The sequence below is a fragment of the uncultured Faecalibacterium sp. genome, assembly GCF_900066275.1.
In the GTDB taxonomy this organism is placed as follows: Bacteria; Bacillota; Clostridia; order Oscillospirales; family Ruminococcaceae; genus Faecalibacterium; species Faecalibacterium taiwanense.
On sequence record NZ_FMFG01000002.1, the window covers coordinates 1 to 6,629 of the forward strand.

The 6,629-nt window shown below is 53.9% G+C and carries 7 protein-coding genes and 1 pseudogene; all 8 read right to left on the reverse strand.

Features of this window, described 5'->3' with window-relative positions:
- The coding region (locus QZL71_RS00880; RefSeq protein WP_294647368.1) for a VirB6/TrbL-like conjugal transfer protein, CD1112 family at nucleotides 1-182 on the reverse strand (182 nt) is incomplete at its 3' end.
- A 214-nt stretch (nucleotides 183-396) separates the two neighbouring features.
- Nucleotides 397-480: pseudogene (locus tag QZL71_RS00885) on the reverse strand (Maff2 family mobile element protein); the annotation flags it as partial.
- Nucleotides 481-569: 89 nt separating this feature from the next.
- Nucleotides 570-2,234: a recombinase family protein gene (locus tag QZL71_RS00890; protein WP_294647369.1), complete on the reverse strand. Its 1,665-nt coding sequence runs from the start codon at nucleotides 2,232-2,234 to the stop codon at nucleotides 570-572.
- A gap of 6 nt (nucleotides 2,235-2,240) precedes the next feature.
- Nucleotides 2,241-2,438, reverse strand: coding sequence for a hypothetical protein (locus tag QZL71_RS00895; protein WP_015536493.1), 198 nt, complete (start codon nucleotides 2,436-2,438; stop codon nucleotides 2,241-2,243).
- 241 nt (nucleotides 2,439-2,679) lie between these two features.
- Nucleotides 2,680-3,972, reverse strand: a complete 1,293-nt coding sequence (locus QZL71_RS00900) for a virulence-associated E family protein (RefSeq protein WP_015536492.1) — start codon at nucleotides 3,970-3,972, stop codon at nucleotides 2,680-2,682.
- Between the two features lie 13 nt (nucleotides 3,973-3,985).
- Nucleotides 3,986-4,627 carry a CHC2 zinc finger domain-containing protein gene (locus QZL71_RS00905; RefSeq protein WP_055262359.1) on the reverse strand — a complete coding sequence of 214 codons (642 nt, stop codon included), beginning with the start codon at nucleotides 4,625-4,627 and terminating at the stop codon, nucleotides 3,986-3,988.
- 63 nt (nucleotides 4,628-4,690) lie between these two features.
- Complete coding sequence (gene mobQ / locus QZL71_RS00910; RefSeq protein ID WP_055262361.1) at nucleotides 4,691-6,280, reverse strand: MobQ family relaxase; 1,590 nt, start codon at nucleotides 6,278-6,280, stop codon at nucleotides 4,691-4,693.
- Nucleotides 6,281-6,465: 185 nt separating this feature from the next.
- Nucleotides 6,466-6,629 (reverse strand): helix-turn-helix transcriptional regulator (locus tag QZL71_RS00915; protein WP_294647476.1); only part of this gene is annotated, 164 nt, incomplete at its 5' end.

Below are 6,629 nucleotides of genomic sequence, written 5' to 3' on the forward strand. Positions count from 1 at the left end.
GAGAGGGCTTCGATCATGGCGAACACTCTCGGCTCAAAGCTGGAGGGCTTGGTGCCCACCTGCTGTGCGATGTTTCCCACCTGCGTGTTCACATCATCGAACAGGCCGCTGAGATTTGACATAATGCCTGCCGTCAGGATGCCTTTGATCCAGTCGGCAATGGCTTTGAGAACGGTTTCCATTCAGCAGTCACCGTCCTTAGCTGAAGTGGTTGATGAGGGTCTTGAGAAGGTTCAGGAGAAAAATAATGTGGGTCAAAAACTGCATAAAAAACACTTCCTTTCGTTGATAGGTGGAGATTCGTACCGCAATGCTTTCCTTATTATAAAGAGCTGTTATCCACAGCAGAGATAGAGCGATTGCGTATGTACAGGCGGGAAGACCCGCCTGCGGCTCTTAGCCGAACAGACCAGACAGCAGAGGAATCAGGGTGATGCCCACCAGAGCAACGCCGCCGCCAGCCATGAGCTGTTTTATCCCCAAATAGGAGTAAAACCTTGCTCGATGGCAGGCGGCGGCGTGTCAAAAAATATATGGAATTGTTTTAGAACCGCCCCGGAGGGGACAGGTCAGCCCTTGACCTGTTCCACCTCCGGGATGGGTTTGAGATTGAAGTGAATTTCGATAGAAATGTGTCGTGTCTTATCGCTGTCGATGTGTTCATGGACAACGATTTCTTTAATCAGGCGGTTTAAGGTGGCGGCGTCCAACTCCGTGATGTCGGCATATTCCTGAATGGCGTCCACCCATTGTTTGGCGTCCATCGCCAGCCGCATTTCATCAGCCAGCTTCTTGCGTCCCTGTGCAACCCGTTCTTTCAACTCGGCCTGTTCCTTCTGCGTCTTGTCCAGCATGAGATTGAAGTTGGCTTCGCTGATCCGCCTGGCAACCATGTCCTCATAGAGCCGCAGCACCATCTTTTCCAGCACCTCAATCCGTTCCTCGTCTTTTGTCAGGGAACGCTCCAACGCTTCCCGTTGGCCTTTCTGTTCGGCTTCGCAGGTGTCGGTCAGCTTCCCGGCAATGGTTTCCCCATCGGTCAGGGCAGCCTTGGCGCAATCCCGGATTTTGTTCAGGACAAGGTGGTAAAGGGTGTCGTACTCCACCCGGTGCTGGGTGCAATAGTTCTTGCCAAACGCCCCATAGGTCTTACAGGCGTAAATCTGCTGCGGGTGCTTGGCGTGGGTGGTGCGGATGGTCAACGACTTGCCGCACTCGCCGCACTTGATAAGCCCGGCAAACAGGCTGGTTTCCCCGTCCTGCCGGGGGCGCTGGCGGGATTTCAGCTTGTCCTGCACGATGGCAAAACTTTTGCTGTCAATCAACGGTTCGTGCCGTTCCTCCACCACAATCCAGTCCTGCGGCTTCTTCTCGCCAATGGTTCCAATTTTGAAGCGGTAGTCCTTCTTTTGGGAAGCTATCGCCCCAGTATAAACGGGATTCATCAGGATGTCTTTTATCACAGAGAAGTCCCACATATACCGCCCGTTTTCCGGGTCTTTCTTTTCCCATTTGGTGCGGACATTGCGGAAGCCCCGTTCCCGGTTCCACCATGTAGGGCAAGGCACCTTCTGTTCTTCCAGCCTGCGCCGGATGAAGTTGGGGCCGTGTCCTTCCAGCGCCCAAAGGAAGATTTGCCGGACAATGGGGGCGGTTTCCTCGTCCACCAGCAGGTGGTTTTTGTCCTCTGGGTCTTTCCGATACCCAAAGGGAGCCACACAGCCGGTAAACTGACCTTGCTGGGCTTTCAGAAGATACGAGGAATGTACCTTCTTGGAAATATCCTTGCTGTACATCTCATTCAGGATGTTCTTGAACGGCGCAATGTCGTTGTTGTCCCGCATGGTGTCGATACCGTCATTCATGGCGATATAGCGGACGCCGTGACGGGGGAAGAAGTCCTCGATCAGTGTGCCGGTCTGCAAGTAATTTCGGCCCAACCTCGATAAATCTTTCGTTATCACAAGATTTATCTGCCTGCGCTCGATGGCTTTTAACATCCGTTTCAGGTCGGGGCGCTCCATGTTCAGCCCCGTGTAGCCATCGTCCTGATAGACTGCCACAACCTCCCATCCCTGCTTTTCGCAGTAGCTTTCCAGCATATCCCGCTGGTTGGCAATACTGGCGCTCTCCCCGTCAAGGTCATCGTCTTTGGAAAGCCTGCAATAGATGGCCACCCGGAAGCTGCCCGCCAGAATTGCGTCCATGCCTGTGTATTCATATCCGTTCATCATAACCGTTTACCCGCACAATCCAGACGGAACACGGTTCTTCTGAACCTCGTCTTTATTATATCCTAAATCTTGTGTTTTCGCAAGATTTTCCTTCCCGGTATTCTGCCCATATTTTTGGGCAATCAGGCTCACAAAGACATCCGCTGCGTCCAGCTCACCGTCAAAAACTGTGGTAACATGAATCTCTGTTTTCGTTTTTGCCATAGGCAGTTATCCTCCATAATAGAATAGCCAGACAAGGAGAAGGTCGGCAACGAAGTCCGGCAACGGGCTTCAAAAAACCTCAAAACCATCTCTGTCTGGCGGTTTGGTTACAATTTATATTTTCTTTTATTTTTCTGTTGCTTTGGTTGCTGATAGGGGAAAAAGCCCGCAATTACGGGGCTTTCCCCGGCAACCAGCCCGGCAACGGGAGTGCAACAAAGTCGGCAACGAGGTGGGATTTTCAGAAAGGAAGCTCCATCTGCTCTGTGACCTCCACAAATCCCTCCGGAATTTTTTCGGCTCCGTTGCTGGTATCCGTTGCCGGGGCTTCACGCTCCCAGCCCTTTTGCCTGCCGTATTCCGGGAACATCCGGGGATTGGAAAAGTAGTGCCAGCCTGTGACACAATGGTTCATAATGTCGTTGACCTCCCGGATTTCCCATTGCTTCGGCTCGTCAAAGGGGTGGTTCAGGGCTTCCCGGAAAAGCTGCTTGGAACACACTATGCTGCCGGTATAGCGGTCAAGGTAGGCTTGGATCATCCCGGCCTTGGTGTCCTCCGGCATGAAATCCCGCTGGTGTTCTTTGAGATAGCGCACCATTTCGGGGCTGAAAGACAGCTTAAAATCCCCACTGCGGTAAATGGTCATGGCTTCCGCCCATAGCTGCTCCATGTAGGCTCTGGAAGCGGCTTCATCGTCCAGAATGTGAACTTCCGCCTGTTCCGGGTACACCATGACCGGCAGAAAGCGCCGGTTGCCGGAACGGTCAAGGGGCAGGAAGTCCAGGGCATTGGAAGTGCCGCCGAACACGCATTGCCGCAGCCTGTCCTCCGGGTGGGTTTCGTATGGGATTTTATAGACCTCCTTCTGTCGGCTCAAAAAAGACTTGATTTCCTCAATGCTCTTGGCGTTTGCGGTGGCGATCATCTCCGACATCTCAATAATCCAGTGGCCTTGCAGCTTGCGGTACACATTGTCATCGTCCAGCTTGCGAAGGTCATCGGAAAACCACTCGTCTTTCACAGCCAGCAGCCGGAAAAAGGTGGATTTTCCGGCTCCCTGACCGCCCACCAGACAGAGCATGACCTCAAACTTGCAGCCGGGATGAAATGCCCGGTGGATGGCTCCCAGCAGGAACAGCCGCAGGGCTTCATAGGTGTACGGGTCGCTGTCGGCTCCTAAAAAGTGGTGCAGGCAGGTACGGATACGCTCGGTTCCGTCCCATGAAAGGCCGTTCAGGTAGTCCCGGATGGGGTGATAGCCGTTTTCATTGGCAACGATCCCGATGGCAGCGGCAATCTTCTTTTCGCTGGTCAGCCCATAGGTTTCTTCCAGATACAGGAGCAGATAGTTCATATCCGTGTCCGTGATAGCGGTGCCGGTACGGTTGTAGCCGATGGGCTTAATGATGTCGGTGCGCTCGGTCAAGAGATTTTTGGCGATTGCCCCGGAAAGCAGCGGGTCATTCTGAAAGACGGTCAGGCAGTTTCGGATACTGTTGCGGACGCCGCCTTTCTCGGTGCTTTCCAGCATGGCTTTGACTTCCTCAACGCTCCGGGGCGGCGGTGATTCTTGCATGGTCTGTTCTGCGGCCTGCCGTATCTCCGGCGGCAAGCTCTGCCATTCGTCTTTCAAGATTGCTCACTTCCTTTCCACAGTCGATGATAAGGGCTGCCCGTTCCTCCATGTCCGGGGAGAGCAGCACATCCAGCAGATAGTCCACATAGTCCTGCTTTTGCAGGGCTTCCACAAAGAGCGGGTGGAAATCCTCGTCTGGCGTCTTGGGGGCATAATCCCGTTTCCAGCGGCACAGCAGGTTTCGGTAATCACACAGCACCCGGAAGCAGTAACGCTCCATACGGCGGAACCGCTGTTCAGGGGTTTCCTGCCGGGGGTTCCTCTGGCTCCTGTGGGGCGGCTCCCTGTTCTCATAGGGGACAGAAAACGCCTGTGCCAGTATGAGGGCGGCTTCCTTGGGGCTGACAGCTTCCAGACGGGAAACAAAGTCGATCACATCCCCGTCTGCCTGACAGCCGAAACAGTGAAAGCGCCGGTCAACCTTCATGCTTGGGTTTTTGTCGGCATGGAAGGGACAGACGCACATCCCGTTTCGTCCCACCCGGATTCCGAAATGCTCGGCAGCCTGCCGGGTGGTAACAGACTGCTTGACAGCTTCAAATACATTCAACTAAATCCTCTTGAAAATAAGAAAAGCGTCTGTCATTCTCGAAAAGAAAATGGCAAGCGCCTGTTAAAGTTCCATATCCTGTTTTTTCTCTGTGCGGGGCTGCTGGCGTTTCTCGCCCTGTTCCTCCCGGATACGCTGCGCCCTGCCTTTGACTGCCTGCTGGATGGACGGTTTCTTGCCCGGTTCGGCTGTCTGGCGGTACTGCTCGGACGGAAGCACCTGATTGAGCCAGTGGCGCACATCCCGGAGAATCTTCACATCCTCCTGCACCGCTGACAGGCGTTCTCTGTACTCGGCCACCTCTCCGGCAAGCTGTGTCCGTTCCTCGTTCAATTTCTTGGTGCTGTACTTGGTTCCCTCCAAATGCACCTTGAAATAGCGGACAGCGGCATTGTATGCGTCCAGCTCGCCCCGATGGGCGGCGGCAAACTGTTCCTTTGGCTTCTTAAACCGGATGGCGGCATATTCTGTATGAACTGCCTTGTGGGCTTCAAAGTTGGCGATATGGGAAAGCATGGTGTCGATCTCTTTCATGCGCTTTTCCTTCGGCTTCATCTCTGCCCGGATAGAAACGGCCTGCCCGCTGACGGTATCCAGATAGGTGTCCAAACTCTCCACGGTGGACAGCTCTTTTTCCCGCAGATAGCGGATAGCGTCCATGACCTTGTTGAAGTCGTTCACAGTGCCTTTGAGCTGGCCTTTGCTCGTCCAGCTGGTGCGCTCCTCCCGGCGCAAATCCAGATATTTGCCCAGCAGCTCCGGCAGGGTGGGTTCCTTCGCTTCCTGCAAGGCTTCCAGCAGGGCGACTTTTTTCTCCTTCAGGTCTGCGATCCAGCCTTTCAGGTGACGCACCATCTGACGGATGGACTGCATAAGCCGGTTGGCAGCGGTAATATCCCGGTTGAGATTGCCGATGTTGGTCTGTATCCCTCGTTTCTCCATCTGGCTGACCGCTGGCCCCATGTGGACGGTGGGGATTTTATCAAGCCCCTGCCGTTCATAGGAACGAAGGTCAAGGCGTTCCGGGCGGTCATTGGCTTCCAGATAGCGATTGGCGATAGCCGCCCAGCCCTGCCGCCATATCTCGGCGTACTTCTGGTCGTTCCAGTCTACGGTGTCCTCCTTGTGGCTTTTCCAGTTCCCGGACGGGAGCCGGATACGCTCGCCGTTCTTGTCAAGGTCATAAACCTTCCGGCTCTTGGGAAGCCATTTCCCGGTTTCGTCCATTGCCCGCATGGTCAGCAAGATGTGGGCGTGGGGATTCCCGTCCCCCTTATCGTGAATGGCAAAATCGGCAATCATGCCTTTGGAAACAAAAAACTCCCGGCAATAGTCCCGGATCAGGTCGGCGTGTTGCTCCGAGGGGATTTCCCTCGGTATGGCAAGTACGATCCTGCGGGCAAGCTGGGAGTTCCATTGTTTTTCTTGTGTCTCGGCAGCGTTCCACAAGATGTTGCGGTCTGCGTACTCCGGCGGTGCGTGGGGCGGCAGCATGATTTCCGTGTGGACAATTCCTCGTTTCTCGGAATAGTATTTCTGCTTCTGGTCGTACTCAGAAAACAGCCGTTCGCCGCTCTGGTAAGCTGCGGCGGCTACGGCTGACTGGCGGTTGCTGCGCTGGACGATTTTTATATCGTGGTGGGGACAGGGCATAACGGCTTCCTCCTTCCTGTGGGTGATTGGATGAGGTGGTGGTTTGCCACCGCATTTTGGGTAAAAGAAAAGCAGGAAACCGTTCAATGATTTCCTGCTCGGTGGTGCCGGTGGGCGGCTGGTATTCAGTTTTGAAAGTTCGGGTCAGGATGGCTCGAAGATGAAATAAAATATCTGTATGAAGATTATTCAACTTCTTTTAGTAATTCTTCAACAGAAACACCGTAAAGTTTTGCAAGTGCAAAAAGATTTGATGTGGAAGGGTCAGATGTTCCATTTTCCCATTTTGAAACAGCCTGCCTGCTAACACCAATCGTTTCAGCAACAAATTCCTGCGTCATTTTGCACT